Origin of the sequence: Micromonospora sp. NPDC049004 (assembly GCF_040649315.1) — a bacterium.
Lineage (GTDB): Bacteria > Actinomycetota > Actinomycetes > Mycobacteriales > Micromonosporaceae > Micromonospora.
Genome location: NZ_JBEZFG010000002.1, coordinates 573,544 through 589,543, shown reverse-complemented (window position 1 = coordinate 589,543; position 16,000 = coordinate 573,544). Strand labels below are relative to the sequence as shown.

The 16,000-nt window shown below is 71.5% G+C and carries 15 protein-coding genes; 5 read left to right on the top strand and 10 right to left on the bottom strand.

Annotation, left to right across the window (positions count from 1 at the left end; translation table 11 throughout):
* Positions 1–8 precede the first annotated feature (8 nt).
* Positions 9–980, bottom strand: a complete 972-nt coding sequence (locus tag AB0B97_RS07510; protein ID WP_357491446.1) for an SMP-30/gluconolactonase/LRE family protein — start codon at positions 978–980, stop codon at positions 9–11.
* Between the two features lie 108 nt (positions 981–1,088).
* Here AB0B97_RS07510 and AB0B97_RS07505 point away from each other — a divergent pair, with 108 nt between their 5' ends.
* On the top strand, positions 1,089–1,601 hold the full coding sequence (locus AB0B97_RS07505) for an Lrp/AsnC family transcriptional regulator (protein ID WP_357491444.1): 513 nt from the start codon (positions 1,089–1,091) through the stop codon (positions 1,599–1,601).
* Here AB0B97_RS07505 and AB0B97_RS07500 read toward each other — a convergent pair.
* From AB0B97_RS07500 to AB0B97_RS07475, 6 genes are all read right to left on the bottom strand, one after another.
* Positions 1,589–2,851: an adenylosuccinate synthetase gene (locus AB0B97_RS07500; protein WP_357491442.1), complete on the bottom strand. Its 1,263-nt coding sequence runs from the start codon at positions 2,849–2,851 to the stop codon at positions 1,589–1,591. The genes AB0B97_RS07505 and AB0B97_RS07500 overlap by 13 nt on opposite strands.
* Positions 2,848–3,807: a hypothetical protein gene (locus tag AB0B97_RS07495; protein ID WP_357491440.1), complete on the bottom strand. Its 960-nt coding sequence runs from the start codon at positions 3,805–3,807 to the stop codon at positions 2,848–2,850. Before AB0B97_RS07495 ends, AB0B97_RS07500 begins: the two co-directional genes overlap by 4 nt.
* A 9-nt stretch (positions 3,808–3,816) precedes the next feature.
* Entirely contained in the window at positions 3,817–4,788 is a 972-nt protein-coding gene (locus AB0B97_RS07490) for a serine/threonine protein kinase (protein WP_357491438.1), read from the bottom strand.
* Positions 4,785–5,537: an NUDIX domain-containing protein gene (locus tag AB0B97_RS07485; RefSeq protein WP_357491436.1), complete on the bottom strand. Its 753-nt coding sequence runs from the start codon at positions 5,535–5,537 to the stop codon at positions 4,785–4,787. Before AB0B97_RS07485 ends, AB0B97_RS07490 begins: the two co-directional genes overlap by 4 nt.
* 80 nt (positions 5,538–5,617) lie before the next feature.
* A complete protein-coding gene (locus AB0B97_RS07480; protein WP_357491434.1) occupies positions 5,618–6,655 on the bottom strand; it encodes a MaoC/PaaZ C-terminal domain-containing protein in 1,038 nt (345 codons plus the stop codon).
* Positions 6,655–8,001, bottom strand: coding sequence for a 3-oxoacyl-ACP reductase (locus tag AB0B97_RS07475; RefSeq protein WP_357491432.1), 1,347 nt, complete (start codon positions 7,999–8,001; stop codon positions 6,655–6,657). The genes AB0B97_RS07480 and AB0B97_RS07475 overlap by 1 nt, the downstream gene beginning before the upstream one ends.
* Before the next feature lie 55 nt (positions 8,002–8,056).
* On the opposite strand from AB0B97_RS07475, the gene AB0B97_RS07470 reads away from it, so the two are divergent.
* Positions 8,057–9,349 carry an acetyl-CoA C-acetyltransferase gene (locus AB0B97_RS07470; protein WP_357491430.1) on the top strand — a complete coding sequence of 431 codons (1,293 nt, stop codon included), beginning with the start codon at positions 8,057–8,059 and terminating at the stop codon, positions 9,347–9,349.
* A 54-nt stretch (positions 9,350–9,403) separates the two neighbouring features.
* On the opposite strand, the gene AB0B97_RS07465 is transcribed toward AB0B97_RS07470, so the two are convergent.
* Positions 9,404–11,725 (bottom strand): PKD domain-containing protein, encoded by a 2,322-nt coding sequence (locus tag AB0B97_RS07465; protein WP_357491428.1) that lies wholly within the window; start codon positions 11,723–11,725, stop codon positions 9,404–9,406.
* Between the two features lie 173 nt (positions 11,726–11,898).
* Between AB0B97_RS07465 and purB the strand changes: the two genes are divergently transcribed.
* Positions 11,899–13,323: an adenylosuccinate lyase gene (purB, locus tag AB0B97_RS07460; protein ID WP_357491426.1), complete on the top strand. Its 1,425-nt coding sequence runs from the start codon at positions 11,899–11,901 to the stop codon at positions 13,321–13,323.
* Positions 13,324–13,426: 103 nt separating this feature from the next.
* On the opposite strand, the gene AB0B97_RS07455 is transcribed toward purB, so the two are convergent.
* A complete protein-coding gene (locus AB0B97_RS07455; protein WP_234583158.1) occupies positions 13,427–13,990 on the bottom strand; it encodes a YbjQ family protein in 564 nt (187 codons plus the stop codon).
* Between the two features lie 23 nt (positions 13,991–14,013).
* Entirely contained in the window at positions 14,014–14,697 is a 684-nt protein-coding gene (locus AB0B97_RS07450) for a DUF1986 domain-containing protein (protein ID WP_357491424.1), read from the bottom strand.
* A 356-nt stretch (positions 14,698–15,053) separates the two neighbouring features.
* Here AB0B97_RS07450 and purS point away from each other — a divergent pair, with 356 nt between their 5' ends.
* Positions 15,054–15,317, top strand: coding sequence for a phosphoribosylformylglycinamidine synthase subunit PurS (purS, locus tag AB0B97_RS07445; RefSeq protein ID WP_007454310.1), 264 nt, complete (start codon positions 15,054–15,056; stop codon positions 15,315–15,317).
* Positions 15,314–15,997, top strand: coding sequence for a phosphoribosylformylglycinamidine synthase subunit PurQ (gene purQ / locus AB0B97_RS07440; protein WP_234583160.1), 684 nt, complete (start codon positions 15,314–15,316; stop codon positions 15,995–15,997). Before purS ends, purQ begins: the two co-directional genes overlap by 4 nt.
* Positions 15,998–16,000: the final 3 nt, after the last annotated feature.

Genomic DNA, 16,000 nt, shown 5'->3' with positions numbered 1-16,000 from the left:
CCGACTGGTCAGCCGAGCGCTGCCACCGTCGCTGTCATGGGCGACGAGGCGTCCGGGGGGAGTTGCGTCGCTGGCGGGTAGTGGGCGCCGTTGAAGGTGACTCGCAGCGTGTACACCGAGGTCCCGGCGGTGACGAACAGGTGGTTGCGCTTCGGGCCGCCGAACGTGAGGTTGGCTGCCGGTTCGGGTAGCAGCAGCTTGCCGATGAGGGTGCCGTCGGGGTCGAAGCAGTGCACGCCGTCCCAGGCTGCCGCCCAGACCCGCCCGACATGGTCGAGACGGAGGCCGTCGAACCGTCCGAAGTCACACTCAGCGAAGATCTTTCCGCCGCCGAGGGTGCCGTCGGCCGTGACGTCGAAGACGCGGATGTGGCTGGGCTCCTGCCGGGTGTCGGCGATGTAGAGCCGCTGCTCGTCGGCAGAGAACGCCAGGCCGTTGGGGCGGGAGAAGTCGTCCGCCACGACGCGTACGTCGCCGGTGGCGGGGTCCAGGCGGAACACGTAGCAGGCCCCGCCGAACTCACTGTCGCCCTTGTTGCCCTCGTAGTCGCCCTGGATGCCGTAGCTGGGGTCGGTGAAAAAGATCGTGCCGTCGGCGCGGACGACCACGTCGTTGGGGCTGTTGAACCGCTTGCCGTGGAACCGGTCGGCGAGCACCGTGACCGTGCCGTCGTGCTCGGTGCGGGTGACCCGCCGGTTGCCCTGCTCGCACGTGACAAGCCGACCCTGACGGTCCACGGTGTTGCCGTTGGCGTAGCCCGAGCCGTGGCGGTAGACACCGACGGCGCCGGTGGTCTCATCCCAGCGCAGCAGTCGGTCGTTGGGGATGTCGCTCCACACCAGGTAGCGGCCCGCCGGGAAGTAGGCCGGCCCTTCCGTCTTACGTGCGCCGCTGTGTAGCCGTTCGACAACGAAGTCGCCGTCGCAGCTGCGAAACCGCTCGTCCAGCAGGCGGAATTCGGCGGGAACAGTGTCGACCATCGCTGCGCCTCCCAAGCGCCGGGGGCTCATTCGGCAGAATGATATCTCTGCCATACTTGATATGGTCAACGGGAATTCCTCCCGAATCATATTCAGTAAGGTGTCCCGGTGGTAGATGACGTCGACCGCGCGCTGATAACGCAGCTTCAGCGCGACGCCACCCAGTCCTACGCGACGCTGGCCAGCGCGGTGGGTCTGTCCGCCGGCTCGGCCCATGAGCGGGTACGCAAGCTGCGCGAACGAGGCGTGATCCGCCGGAGCACCGTAGACGTCGATCCGGCCGCCGTGGGCCGTGGCGTGTCGGCCTTCGTGCTGGTCAGCGCAGACTCCTGGATGGGCGACGCCCCTACCCGGGACGCGCTTGTGGCCATCCCCGAGATCCAGGAGGCGCACATCATCGCCGGTGCGGCGTCCCTGCTGGTGAAGATCCGCACCGCGACCACCGAAGACCTGCAAGCGGCGCTGCGCCGCATCTTCGGCGTCGACGGGGTAACCGGCACCCAGGCCATGGTCGTGCTGGAGACGTTCTTCGAACGCCCGGTGAGCGTGGTCGAGAAGCCCGACAAACCGCGCCCGGTGGATGCGCGACCGCGTCCGGACCCCAGTCGTCAGACCGAGTGAACCAGCGCCGGTGGGGTGAGCAGCGGGCCGTGCGGGACCTTGTCGTCGGCGGTGGGGCCGTGCGAGGTCAGCACCACAGGTGTGCCCAGCTCCGCCCCCACCGCCTCGGCCCAGTCCGCCGGCGGGTCGTCGTACACCGGGCGGGAGCGCAGCAGGCGGTCGGTGAGCGCGGCCTGGCGGTCCAGGTCGCCGGGTGGGCCGGGGTCGAGCCGGTCGGTGGTGTCGTAGCGGCGGCAGATCCGCAGGTCGGGGCCGGCCAGGTCGAGGTGGGTCAGGGCCAGGCCGTCCACGCCCCCGGCCGCGGCGAGGGCGTACCGGTGGGCGACCGCGTCGAAGTGGCCGAACCGGAACCGGCCCTGCCACGGGTTCGTCGGGTTGTGCGGATCGGTCAGCGCCAGGCTCGGGTCCTCGGTCACCAGCGGGCCGGCCCCGTGCCGGGTGGTGACGATCCGCAGCACCCCGAGCCGGGTCAGGTCGCCGGCCCGGCCCGCCTCGGCGAGCAGGCTGTCGACGTTGGCGAACGTGGTGGTGCTCCACGTCGTGTACGGGTGGAAGCCGTGCCACTCGTCGAGCAGCACGCCCTGCGCGCCCTCGAAGACGCAGGTCCCGGCACGCAGCGCCCCGGCCAGCCAGCTCCCGTCGACGATGGCGACCCGCCCGGCGAACCCGGTGAACGCGGGCAGGCAGTCATCGACAGGTGGCGCGTCCAGCGGGCCCAGCTCGGCGGTCAGCCGGTCCCGCAGGGCAGTCAGCCGGCGGCGCAGCTGCGCGGGGCGGTGGCAGTCGGCGACGCGGGGCGCGTCGTCGGGGTGGGCGAGACCGTACGCGACGGCCTCACCCACCCCCAGCCCGCAGGAGCCGTGCCGGTCGGCGCCCCGGGCGATCTCCCGGGCGCGGTTGGCGGCCCGGTGGTACGGGGTGGCGAGCAGCGCGTCGGCGTCGACGGTCAGCCGGTCGAGCGCGTCGGGCACCCCGATCGTGGCGAGATGGTCGGCCTCGGCGGCCAGTGCCAGCGGGTCCACCACGACGTGCCGGGACAGGTGCGTACCGACACCAGGATGGAACGTGCCCGCGCCGAACTGCGCGAACGTGTGGTGCCGCCCGTCGCGCAGCACGACGTTGTGCGCCGCCTGCGCGCCCCCGTTGAAGCGGACCACCGTGTGCACCGGGCGGGTGGCGCAGAGCCAGTCCACGACCGTGCCCTTGCCGGCGTCGCCGAAGCCGAGGTCGACCACCGCCACGTGATTCACAGCCGGGTCACCCCGCCGGTGGTGTCGCGGAACGCCGGCAGCGTCGACATCTCGGCCCGCCGCCCCCGGCCGAGGCGGGCCAGGGCCTTCGAGACGGTGCCGGTGGCGCTGGAGCCGGCGTGGTCCAGGTGGCGAAGGCCCTCGTCCAGGTCGATGGCCTGCTCGCCGAGGCCGATGGTGAGCGCGATGGTCTCGCAGACGGCGTCGAGGTCGTCGAGCACCACGGCGTTCTGCCCGAAGAGGTCCCGCCAGAAGTCGAGCACCTTGGCGTTGCCGGCGTAGTGGCTGCCGGCGGGGAGCAGGTAGTAGGTGTCCCAGCGGCGGGTCACCTCGTCGACGACCTGCCGCAGCGGCACGTCTTCGGCGAGGTTGTCGCCGATCAGCCCGGCCACCTCACGAGCCTTCACCTGCGGGTACGCCAGCTCGTCGCCGATGATGAACAGGTAGCCGCGCCGGCCGCGCTTCTCCCAGTTGTCGGTGACGGTGTGCCGGGCCATGAAGTACAGGGCCAGCTCGTACGACTCGCTCATCTGCCCGCCGCCACCGCCTTCGAGGACGATCCGGCCGAGGTCGTCGTCCATCCGGTTGTCCGACTCGAACTGGCCGACCTGCAACGGAACCCGGTCGCAGGTGGCGTCGCCGATCGCGCCGAACATGATCTGCGGATCGCTGGCGTACCCCTGCCGTTGCAGCAGCCCGAGCAGCTGCGGCAGCTTGGTCTGCAGGGCGCGCGGCACCCTGCGCATGGAGCCGGTCACGTCGAAGAGCACAGCGATGGGCGTCGATCGCGGGTGCTCGTCGGAGTCCCGGCTCTCCCGGCTCGCGTCGCGGGGGTCGAGCGCGGGGTGCACGGTGCGCGCCCCGCTGTCGCTGTAGGAGAAGGCGCTCCGGCCGGTGGACCGGCGGTAGCGGTCGGCGGCGTCGTACACGTCGGTGGACCAGATTCCACTGCCCATGACAGCTCCTTAGGGGGTGAGGGTGAAGGGTCGGAAGGTGCGTGGCCCGTAGAGCCGGTCCAACACCTGGTCGAGTTCGCGCAGCAGTGCCCAGGCGTCGTCCGGTCGGGCGTCCAGGGCCCGCTGTCGGCAACCCTGAACGAAGGCGTGCAGCTCGCGGGGGGCGCGCGGGCCCATCAGCCAGCTCATGCAGCGGCTGGCCATCGCGATGTCGGTGCCCGGGCCGCAGGGCCGCTTGCCGGGGACCTCCTGCGGATACCAGTCCTGGTGGCCGGGCACCATGGCCGGGATCGTGCTGCCGACGGGCGCGGAGAAGCACCAGTCGACAAGCACCACGCCGTGTGCGGCCGGCTCGATCAGCACGTGTCGCGGCAGGACCGCGCCGTGCACCACGCCCGCCCGGTGGGCCAGGCCGAGCACCACCAGCAGCCGCCGCCACATCCAGGCCACGTCCCGGGCGTCCAACCCGTCGGGGTACGCGCGTCGCACCTCGTCGAGGTCGTGCAGGCCCGGCGCGGTGGCGAGCACGGTGATCCGCCGTTCGGCACCGGAGGTGGCGTCGCGGTGCGCGAACTCGTCGACGAGCCGAGGCACGTACGGCAGGTAGCGCGGATCGCCGCGCTCGGCGATGGTGCGCAGGGCGTGCGCCTCGCGGGCCATGAGGTCGTTGTCGGTGGGTCGTCGGGGGAGTTTGAGCAGGCGGTCGTCGCCCACGTCGTAGAGGTCGGCCAGGTCACCCGAGTGAGCAGGCGTGCCGAGGCGATAGTCGCCGAGGACTGTGACCTGCCGGGCCTGCCACCGGGTGGTGACGTGGATGAACGTGTCGAGGGCTTCGGCGCGTACCGCCGGGTCGGCCGGCAGGCGGTCGGGGTGCAGGGCCGCGACCAGCTCGCGGTAGCGGCGGGCCGGCTGGTCGGCGCCGAACAGGTCGGCGTCGGTGCGGGCGGCCGCGACCAGGCCGATGGCCTCGGTGGCCCTCACCGCACGGTCTCCTCGCGGGCGGGGCGCAGCAGCGCCGGGTGCAGCAGGCGGGCGTCGCCGGCCCGGTAGAGCCGTGCGCGTGGGCCGCCTCGGGCACCGCCGCGCTCGGTGCTGGCGCCGGTGCTTTCCACGAAGCCCGGCACGGAGAGCACCTTGCGGTGGAAGTTGCCGGCGTGCAGCGGGTGCCCCCAGACCGTCTCGTAGACGGCGCGCAGCTCGCTGATCGTGAACTCGGCGGCGAGGAAGCGGGTGGCGAGCGGCGTGTACTCCAGCTTGGACCGGGCCCGCTCCAGCGCGTCGTCGATGATGCGGCTGTGGTCGAAGGCGAGCTGCCGGCTGGTCAGCGCGGTCACCGGCAGCCAGATCGCCTCGTCGGCGTCGGTGCCGGCGGCCGGGTCCGGCAGGTCGGGTGCGAACGCGAGGTGGGCGATCGAGACGACCCGCATCCGCGGGTCGCGGTCGGGAGCGCCGTAACTGCCCAACTGCTCCAGGTGTACGCGTCGCAGCGCCTCCCCGCCGAGCCCGGTCTCCTCGGCCAGCTCGCGTCGAGCGCCGGCGGCCAGGTCCTCGTCGGGGCGGACGAAGCCGCCGGGCAGCGCCCAGTGCCCCGCGAAGGGCGCCTCGCCGCGTCGGATCAGCAGCAGGTGCAGCGCGTCGTCGCGGATGGTCAGCGCCACCACGTCGACTGTCACGGCGACCGACGGGTAGGCCCGTGGGTCGTACGCGGCCAGGAAGTCCTGCTCGTTCATCGGGTCTCTCTCATCTTGAGATTATCTCGCTCTGAGAACAACTTAGCGCATGCGAGCACCCCTGCCAAGAGGGGCGCTCGTCAGCGCACGAGACCCGCCAGGTGCGGCCGGCCGCGCGAGTCGTGCAGGGCGAATGCCCCGTCCGGCAGCAGGGTGAAGTTCACCGTGCTCGGCAGCGGTACGGGCAGCTTGAACGCCACCTCGACGGTGCAGGCGTCCGGCAGCCGCGTCTCCAGTGCCGCGAGACAGCGCGCCTTGCTCCACATGCCGTGCGCGATCGGCCGGCGGAAGCCGAACAGCCGCGCCCCGAGCCGGGAGGTGTGGATCGGGTTGTGGTCCCCGGAGACCCGCGCGTACTCGGTGCCCACGCGGGGTTCGACCCGCCAGCGGGCCGTGGCCGTGGGCGCGGGCGGACGCTCGCCCCGATCGCGCCCACCGGGTGTGCGGTCCCGACCCAGGTACGTCGAGACGCCGCGCCACACCTCCTCGCCGTCGACCGAGCCGACCAGCACCACGTCCACCTGCCGCCCCCGGTCGTGCGGACGCAGGTCCTGGGCGAACGTCGTGAAGTCGAGGGCCTCGTCGGCCATGATCGGGCGGTGCGTGGTGATCCGGTTGCCGACGTGCACCACACCGGTCAACGGGATGGGAAAGCCCGGCGCGGTCATCAGTCGCAGGGCCAACGGAAAGCCCAGGACGTGCGGGTAGGTCGCGGGCAGCCGATCGGTGAGCCGGAACCCGCAGACCCGGTCGTAGTCGGCCAGGTGGGCGCGGTCGGTCCGCACCCCGGCCACGGTGAACTCGACCGCCGGCAGGTCCGCCCCGCGCCGCCCACCGAGTCCGGGCAGCGCGCCGAGCGCGGCCCGCCGGTACAGCGCGCCGGGCGCGGGCATCCGGGGCAGTTCGACGCGCTCTCGGCTGCCCGGGCCGGCCGATCCGTGGCCGCTGAGCTCGCTTGTCACCTGGGCCGCCGACGCGCTCAGGTCGTGCGTCCGCTCGTCGGCGTCGAGGGCCTGCGGCCGGCGGATCGCGTCCAGTGTCTCGGACGACAGGATCTCGGTCGGGCCCTCGATCAGCTCGTGGACCGACAGGTCGTCCGGCTCTCTCCGTTCGCCCATCACGCCCCCAGCAGGCTCTGGCCACAGACCCGGACGACGTTGCCGCTGACCGCGCCGCTGGCCGGCCAGGCAAGCCAGCCGATCGTCTCGGCCACGTCCACCGGCAGCCCGCCCTGGGCCAGGCTGTTCATCCGCCGGCCCGCCTCCCGGACCACCAGCGGGATGCGCGCGGTCATCTGCGTCTCGATGAAACCCGGGGCCACCGCGTTGACACTGATCCCCCGGTCACGCAGGGCCGGGGCGAGCGAGTCGACCAGGCCGATCACGCCGGCCTTGCTGGTGGCGTAGTTGGTCTGCCCCCGGTTGCCGGCGATCCCGGCGATCGAGGAGACGCCGATGATCCGCCCACCGGCCGGGATCAGCTCCCGCTCCAGCAGTACGTCGTTGATGCGTTCCTGACTGGACAGGTTGACGTCGATGACCTGGTCCCACCGGTCGGCGTCCATCCGGCCGAGCGTCTTGTCCCGGGTGATGCCGGCGTTGTGCACCACCACGTCGACCCGGCCGTGCCGACTGGCCAGGTGGTCGGCGAGACGGGTCGGCGCGTGCGGCGCGGTCAGGTCGAGTTGGACTGCCGTACCGCCGATGTCGTTCGCCACCGCGGCGAGGGCGTCCCCGGCCGCCGGGATGTCCAGGGCAACCACCTGTGCGCCGTCGCGGGCGAGCACCTTCGCCAACGCCGCGCCGATGCCCCGAGCGGCCCCGGTGACCAGCACGACCTGCCCGTCCAGCGGGCGGTCCCAGTCGGCCGGCGCGCTCGCCCCGCCGGCGCCGACCCGGATGACCTGCCCCGAGACGTACGCGGACCGGCCGGACAGGAGGAACCGCACTGTCGATTCGAGGCCGGTGCCGGTGGCGTCGCGGGTCACCTGGACGAGCTGGGCGGTGGTGCCGCGACCGAACTCCTTGCCGATGCTGCGGACCAGTCCTTCCAGGGCGCGCTGTGCGGTCGCCGCACGCGGCGTCGGGCACTCGCCGGGCGGGGTGCCGAGCACGATCACCCGGCCACTGGGCAGCAGGGCCCGGGCGTGCGGGTGGAAGAAGTCGTAGAGCTGGCGCAGTTGCGTCGAGTCGGTGATCCCGCTGGCGTCGTACACCAGGGCGCCGAAGCGGTCCTGCGCTGCGGCCGTGCCGGTGTCCCGCAGCTCGACCCCGGCGGCGGTCAGGATTGTGGTGACCTGCTCGGCGAGCCGGCCGCCGTCGGCCGCGCCGAGCAGCGCCGGCCCGGGCAGCAGCGGGTCGCCGGGGTGGTGTCGGCGCAGTCGCGGCGGGTCGGGCAGCCCGAGGCGCTTGACCAGCGCGCGGCCGGCGGCCGATTGGACGAAGCTCGCGTACCTGTCGGTCATGGGCGTAGCCTACTGGCGAGTAGGGTTCGAGCAACACTTGTCGAGGAGGCGGATCGTGCAGAGCATCCGGCGGGTCGCGGTCATCGGGGGCAACCGCATCCCCTTCGCCCGTTCCAACTCCCGCTACGCGGACGCGTCAAACGCGGATCTGCTCGGCGCGGCGCTGGACGGTCTGATCGCCCGCTACGGGCTGGCCGGGCAGCGGGTCGGCGAGGTGGTGGCCGGGGCGGTGCTCAAGCACTCCCGCGACTTCAACCTCACCCGCGAGGTGGTGCTCGGGTCCCGGCTCGACCCGCACACCACCGCGTACGACATCCAGCAGGCCTGCGGCACCGGCCTGGAGGCCGCGATCCTCGTCGCCAACAAGATCGCCCTCGGGCAGCTCGACGTCGGCATCGCCGGCGGTGTCGACACGACCTCCGACGCGCCGCTCGCGGTCAACGAGGAGATGCGGCGCACGCTGCTCAAACTCAACTCCGCCCGGACGGTCGGCCAGCGGATGAAGATCGCCGCGAAGCTGCGCCCGCTCCAGCCGTTCAAGCCGGAGATCCCGCGCAACGCCGAACCGCGTACCGGCCTGTCGATGGGGGACCACGCCGCCCAGACCGCGCTGCGCTGGCAGATCGACAGGCGCGCGCAGGACGAGCTGGCCCTGCGCTCGCACCAGCGGTTGGCCGCCGCGTACGACAGGGGTTTCTTCGACGACCTGATGACGCCCTACCTGGGGCTCACCCGCGATCAGAACCTCCGCCCAGACACGAGCGTGGAGAAGCTCGGCACGCTCAAGCCGGTCTTCGGCACCCGCGGGCCGGACGCCGAACACGCCACCATGACCGCAGGCAACTCGTCGCCGCTCACCGACGGCGCGTCCACGGTGCTGCTGGCCAGCGAGGAGTGGGCCGCAGCGCACCACCTGCCGGTGCTGGCCTGGTTCAGCTGGTCCGAGACGGCGGCCGTGGACTTCGTGCACGGCGACGAGGGGCTGCTGATGGCCCCCGCGTACGCGGTGCCCCGGATGCTGGCCCGTGCCGGGCTGACGCTGCAGGACTTCGACTACTACGAGATCCACGAGGCGTTCGCCTCGCAGGTGCTGGCCACCCTCGCCGCCTGGGAGTCGCCGGAGTTCTGCAAGGACCGACTCGGCCTGGACGCGCCGCTGGGCGCGATCGACACCGACCGGCTCAACGTCAACGGCTCGTCGCTGGCCGCCGGGCACCCGTTCGCCGCGACGGGCGGGCGGATCGTGGCGACGCTGGCCAAGCTCCTGGCCGAGAAGGGCGGCGGACGCGGGTTGATCTCGATCTGCGCGGCCGGCGGCCAGGGCGTGACGGCGATCCTGGAGCGCTGACGGGCGACGCCCGCCCGGTTCTGTGCCGGGCGGGCGTCGTGTGTCGTGGACGGCTCAGCCGACTGTGAACTTCTCCCAGATGCCGATGGCCGGGCGATTGGCGATCAGTGGCTTCGACCCGGCGCCGTCTGCGGTGACGTAGCGGCCGTTGACGACGGCCTTGAAGCTCACCGTGCCGTCGCTGTTGCGGGTCATGGTGAACCGCTCCCAGGCGCCGACCGTGGGCCGGTTCGCGATCAGGGGTTTGGTGCCGGCACTCTCGGCCGTGACGAAGCGGTTGTTGGCGCGGGCGAAGAGGCCGACCTGACCGGCGCCGAGGTCGACCACGTCGAACCGCTCCCACGCGCCGGCGGTCGGCCGGTTCGCGATCAGCGGCTTCGCACCTGCGCTCTCGGCCACGACGTAGCGGCCGTTGACGCTGGCCTTCAGAGACCTGTTCGCGTCCGCGACCGGCACCTGGTGGAACTTCTCCCAGGGGCCGATGGCGGGTCGGTTGGCCGACAGGGCGACGGCTCCGCCGGGCTCGGCGGCGACGTACAGCCCGTTACTCGCCTTGAGGCTGACGGTGCCGTCGCTGTTTCGGACGACCGTGAACGCTTCCAGGGTGCCGACCAGCTGGCTGGTGGCGTTCAGCGTTGCCAGGTCGGATGGAGTCTGGGTGACGTAGAGGCCGCTGGCCCGGGACAGGAGGGCGACCTGACCGTTGCCGGCGTCCGCCAGGTCGTACTGCGCGGTCGCCGTCAACCCGACCTGGTTGGGCAGGAGGTTCGGCGCGGTGGTGCCGACGTAGCGGAGGTTGGACAGGGCGAGCAAGCCCACGGTCGCCGTCCGCCGCAGCACGCTCACCTTCTTGGTGCTGCTGCCCGACAGGCCGTCGGCGCCGCTGACGCTGACGGTGACGTCGTAGGTGCCCGGCGTGGCGTACTTGTGTGTGACGCGCGGGCTCGCCTGGCTGACGGAGGTGCCGTCGCCGAATGTGAACTCGTATCGATCGATCGGGACGAAGCCCGGCTGGGAGGCGGAGGCGTCCAGGCTGACCGTGCTCGTGCCGAGGTCCAGGGTCGCCTCGAAGGACGACACCGGATGCTTGGCCGGCTCCGTCGCGCCACGGTCGGCGTACGTGATCGGGCCGGCGCCGGTGTTCGGCACGGCCGGGTCGTCACGACGTGACAGGCCAGCGGTGTCGACTTCCTGGTAGCCGGGTGCCGCTGAGTTCGCCGAGTCGACGTTGTCCTGATTTCTCGTCGTTTCCCGGTCGTGTGCGGCCTGCCCGGAAACGGTGCGGAACCGGGTGAGCCCCATCAGGGTGCCGTTCCAGGAGTAGCTGGGCGCGGACGCGGCCCAGTGCCAGACGTTGTTGTACTCGATCACCGTGCCGGCCGGTGCCTCGTCGTAGACCCCGACCTCGACTCCTACGGGGGCCTGTCGATCGCAGTAGACCTGGGAGAAGGCGCCGTTGTTGCGGAGCACGTTGTTCTGGATCGAGACGCGGGAGGACGCCCCGTCGATCCGGACGCCGCCGAGGCAGCGATCCTGGATGTCGTTGTTCGCGATGGCCGTACCCGTGGCTCCGCGGTTGTGGATGCCGTAACCGATCCCGCCGAGAATTCGGTTGTTGGCCACCACCGTGTCGGAGGCGCCAGGGCCCACCTCGATGGCGGGGCCGGAGAAGCCGCCAACATCGCTGCCGAGGATGGTGTTGCGTGGCCCGTCGACGCGGATGCCCACGCTCCCCTCGGTAGCGGCTTGGATCGGCGTGGCGGACACCAGCACGTCGTCGACGACCACCCCGCTGGTGGCAGCATCCATGGTCAGCCCGCCGGGGAGGGCAGCTCCGGTGGCCCTGACCTCTTCCAGCAGCGCTCCCGTCACGTCGACGAGTCGGATGGCGGGCACCGTCGCGACGGCCGCCATCGTGAACCTGCCGCCCGCGACCAAAATGTTCGAGGCGTTGCGTAGGTCGAGGGCTGGCACGTCGGCCGCCCCGCTGACGTTGAACCCCTCGATGTGGATGTCGTGTTGCCCGTCGACGACCAGGCCGGCGGTCGGCCCGACAAGCGTGACCGACGCCCCGGAGGTCCTGGCGATGAAGGCGATCGACGCCTCCGGCGTGCCGCTGCGGGTGACGGTGACCCGCTCGGCGTAAAGGCCGGCGTCGACGTAGACCGTCGTGCCGGCGGTCACCACGGCAGCGGCAGCACCGATCGTGCAGAACGGCGCTGCTTCGGATCCGGGCCCCTGGTCGGAGCAGTTGGCGGCAGCCTTCTTGACGTAGAAATCCGTTGGTTCGACCGCTTGGGCGGGTCCGCCCGTCGCCAACAGGGTGCCGCCGGTCACCGCGGTCACGGTGAGACCGGCGAGGAGATTCTTGCGCATGCGTGCCCTCTGTCGAGGTGGAGGATCCGGCGTCGCCGGAGTCGGAGGGAAAAGATGATCCACTACCGGTGGGTAGCGCACGATCCTGGGCGACAAAACGGCCACGCGGTCCCACCGGCACCCGTGGTGGCCTCCTGGCCGGCCGGACCGCCGGGTAGGAGAGAATGAGGTACGTGACGACGATCCCGAACGTGCTCGCCAACCGGTACGCCTCGCCCGAGTTGGTCGCCCTCTGGTCACCGGAGGAGAAGGTCCGGATGGAGCGGCGGCTCTGGCTCGCCGTGCTCCGCGCACAGCGCGACCTCGGGGTGCCCGTGCCGGACGGTGTGGTCGAGGCGTACGAGCGGGTGCTCGACCAGGTCGACCTCGCGTCGATCGCCGAGCGGGAGCGGGTCACCCGGCACGACGTGAAGGCCCGCATCGAGGAGTTCAGCGCGCTCGCCGGGCACGAGCACGTGCACAAGGGGATGACCTCCCGCGACCTCACCGAGAACGTCGAGCAGCTTCAGGTGCGCGCCTCGCTGGAGCTGATCCGGGACCGGGTGGTGGCCACCCTCGCGCGGTTGGCGTGGCTGGCGTACGAGCACACCGAGCTGGTGATGACCGGCCGTTCGCACAACGTGGCGGCGCAGGCCACCACGTTGGGCAAGCGCTTCGCGTCGGCGGCTGAGGAGCTGCTCATCGCGTACGAGCGGCTGGAGGAGCTGATCGCCCGCTACCCGCTGCGCGGAATCAAGGGCCCGGTCGGCACGTCCGCCGACCAGCTCGACCTCTTCGACGGCGACGCCGACAAGGTGGCCGAGCTGGAGCGCCGCGTCGCCGAGCACCTGGGCTTCTCGCGGGTGCTGGACAGCGTGGGGCAGGTCTACCCGCGCTCGCTGGACTTCGACGTGCTGGCCGCCCTGGCGCAGACCGCCGCCGCGCCGTCGTCGCTGGCGACCACGATCCGGCTGATGGTCGGTCAGGAGCTGGTCACCGAGGGCTTCAAGCCGGGTCAGGTCGGCTCCAGCGCGATGCCGCACAAGATGAACACCCGTTCGTCGGAGCGGGTGAACGGCTTCGCGGTGATCATCCGGGGTTACCTGTCGATGGTCGGGGAGCTGGCCGGTGACCAGTGGAACGAGGGGGACGTGTCCTGCTCGGTGGTCCGCCGGGTGGCCCTGCCGGACGCGTTCTTCGCCGCCGACGGGCTGTTCCAGACCTTCCTGACCGTGCTCGACGAGTTCGGGGCGTACCCGGCGGTGATCAACCGGGAGTTGGAGCGCTTCCTGCCGTTCCTGGCGACCACCAAGATCCTGGTGGCGGCGGTGCGGCGCGGTGTCGGCCGGGAGGTCGCGCACGAGGTGATCAAGGAGCACGCGGTCGCCGTGGCGCTGGCCATGCGCGAGAAGGGCGCCCCGGAGAACGACCTGTTCGATCGCCTGGCCGCCGACGGCCGCCTGGGCCTGTCCCGAGCCGACATCGACACCCTGGTCGCGGACCGCTCCGCCTTCGTGGGAGCGGCACGATCCCAGGTGGAATCGATAACCCGCCGCATCACCAAGGTCGTGGAAACCCACCCGAACGCGGCAACCTACTCCCCACCTCCCATCCTGTAACCGCGCCGCCTTCCCTTGTTGATCAAGAGGTTTGCGTCATCTTTGATCTCCTGAATGACGCAAACCTCTTGATCCACCGGGCAAGGGCGGGGGCGGGCTGGGGTTACTCGCCGGTGGGGGTTTCTGCGGCTGTTCTCAGGTTGGGGGCGCTCGCCGGTTCGGCGATGCCGCCGAGGGATTCCGCGAAGGCCGGGTCGGTGGCGGTCTCTGCGGCCACCGCCGGCTGGTCGGCCGGCATGACCGGGGACATCGTGGGTACGGCGATGACCGCCGTGCCGTACGCGCAGATCTCCATCCACATCTCACCGCAGTCCCGGCTGTCGAAGCGCATGCCGATCACCGCGTTCGCGCCGAGGCGCAGGGCCTCCTCGCCGAGGCGGGTCACCGAGTCGGTACGCCACCGGGTCAGGTTGTCCGGTGCCATCGGGTCGTACGCGCCACCGCGCAGGTTCTTGACACCCTCGCGGTACGGGTTGCGCGTCCTGGCCATCGATGACACCACCTCACCGAGAATCTGGCGGATCTCGTAGCCGGGCAGTTGCTCTGTCGTCACGACCAGCACGGTTCCGATGCTGTCAGGAGTTGCGCGACCCGATCGTGTGCCGTGTTCACCTGATCGGATGCTGCAAAACGACGCGGCGCGGACGGTCGGCACGCCGCCGACCATCCGCGCCGACCGGGCGCTAACTGTCAGACACCGGCCACCGAGGTGATCCAGGCCCGGTTGTACGCGACACTGCCGTAGTTCTGGATGCTCGACCCGTCGGCGGTGGAGGCCACGCCGACCTGCTGGCCGTTGTAGAACTGTGGCCCGCCCGAGTCGCCCCGCCAGGCGTTGCCGTTGATCCGGGTGCTGCGGATCGCCTGCCCGCCGTACGCGTCGGTGGCACTGTTGCTGGTCACCCGGACGGTGGCGGTCTTGAGCTGGCTGGAGGCGTCGCACCCGCTGTAACAGGTCATGCCCCACCCGTAGATCGAGTTGGTCGAGTTGATCGGCGGGTTGCTGCTGGCCAGGGACACCGCCGAGGTGCTGACGGTGCTGGAGAGCCGCATGAGGGCCAGGTCGTTACGGGTGTAGGTGGCGCTGACGGTGCGGGTGACCCCGCCCGAGGCGCGGTAGACGCTGCCGACCCGGACCGACATCGTGCCGTTGATGCAGTGTCGGGCGGTGAGCACCCACTGCGCGGCGATCACACTGCCCGAGCAGGTGAACGAGCCGTTGCTGAACACCGCGGCCGCCCAGGGGGCGGACGAGACGGTGCCGCCGCCGATGATGGGTTGGGGGCCGGCCGGGGCGGCGGACGCGCCGGACGCGGCGGCGAGGGCGCCGACCAGCGCGGTGCTGATCAGGGCGAGCAGGGGACGAACGCGCATCGGTGGACTCCTTGGAGGGGCTGGGGCCCGGGGTCGCCGGGTGCCCGGTGGCGACAGCGGGAGGTCCCCGCCGCCACTGGCATCGAGCCATGTCGATGTACTCTAGGGCCGACGAGCATCGTTTTCAAGAAGCTCATCGAGATCAACCAATGTAACGATTCGGCTACCCAGCGCGCCGTATATGCCCTGCTGGGGCCGCCTGTCCCGCCCTGCCGGCCGCCCCCGCCGCCGGTTATGTGGATCACTGCCTGAACTGCGCCCGGCCGGTGCGTCCGCGGCGGTATCTGCCAGGTACGCTGGCTGCGCTCGCCCGTTGTGGGTCGGCACCCAACTGCGTACACAGTCAGGAGTGCCCAGTGCCTCGCGTCGTCGTCGACGTCATGCTCAAGCCCGAGATCCTCGATCCGCAGGGCCAGGCCGTCGCAAACGCGCTGCCCCGGCTCGGCGTCAGCGACGTCGCCTCAGTGCGGATCGGCCGGCGCATCGAGATCGACTTCACCGGTGAACCGGACCTGGACCGGGCCCGGGAGATTGCCGACAAGCTGCTCGCCAACCCGGTCATCGAGGACTTCACCGTCCGCCTGGTCGAGACCGACGAGACCGCGGACGCCCGCTCGTGACCGCCCGGGTCGGTGTGGTCACCTTCCCCGGCTCGCTCGACGACGGGGATGCGGCCCGCGCCGTCCGGATCGCCGGCGCCGAGCCCGTCCGGCTCTGGCACGGTGACCCGGATCTGCACGGCGTGGACGCGGTGGTGCTGCCCGGCGGCTTCTCCTACGGTGACTACCTGCGCTGCGGCGCCATCGCCCGGTTCGCCCCGGTGATGGAGACGCTCGTGGACGCCGCCCGGGGTGGCCTGCCGGTGCTCGGCATCTGCAACGGCTTCCAGATCCTCTGCGAGGCGCACCTGCTGCCCGGCGCGCTCACCCGCAACCAGCACCTGCACTTCCGCAACCGGGACCAGGTCCTGCGCGTCGAGTCGGCCGGCACGGCGTGGACCAACGCGTTCCAGCCCGGCCAGGAGATCCTCATCCCGGTGAAGAACGGCGAGGGCTGCTACGTCGCCGACACCGCGACGCTGGACCAGCTCGAAGCCGAGGGGCGGGTCGTCGCGCGCTACGTCGGCGGCAACCCCAACGGGTCGCTTCGCGACATCGCGGCCATCACGAACTCCGCCGGCAACGTCGTCGGCATCATGCCGCACCCCGAGCACGCGGTGGAGGCGCTCACCGGCCCCTCGCTGGACGGCCTGGGCTTCTTCACCTCGGCCCTCAAGCACCTGGTGGGGGCGCCCGCGTGAACG